Origin of the sequence: Ensifer sp. ENS06 (assembly GCF_014852205.1) — a bacterium.
In the GTDB taxonomy this organism is placed as follows: Bacteria; Pseudomonadota; Alphaproteobacteria; order Rhizobiales; family Rhizobiaceae; genus Ensifer; species Ensifer adhaerens.
In genome coordinates this window covers 1-346 of record NZ_JACVBC010000058.1, presented here as the reverse complement: position 1 = coordinate 346, position 346 = coordinate 1, and the positions used below count along the sequence as shown (strand labels likewise).

The window sequence follows — 346 nt, the reverse complement described above, 5'->3', positions numbered from 1 at the left end:
CGGATCGCCGCCCTTGGCGGCGGCATCGCCGTGCAGCACCGCATGGCCTATCAGGGCGAGTACTTCGTCGAGCGCTACGGCCATGGTGTCGCTGAAGCGACGCCGCCGGTGGCCAAGATGCTGGCAAAGGGCGTCAACGTCTCCGCCGGTACCGATGCGACCCGCGTCGCATCCTACAACCCCTGGGTTTCGCTGTCGTGGATGGTGACCGGCAAGACGGTCGGCGGCCTGCAGCTCTACCCGCGCGCCAACTGCCTCGATCGCGAGACGGCGCTTCGGATGTGGACCGAGAAGGTGCAGTGGTTTTCAAACGAGGAAGGCAAGAAAGGCCGGATTGAGAAAGGGC

The 346-nt window shown here is 65.3% G+C and carries 1 protein-coding gene; it reads left to right on the top strand.

What is annotated here, in order from left to right; all coding sequences use genetic code 11:
• Positions 1-346 (top strand): amidohydrolase family protein (locus IB279_RS38300; protein WP_192341286.1); only part of this gene is annotated, 346 nt, incomplete at both ends.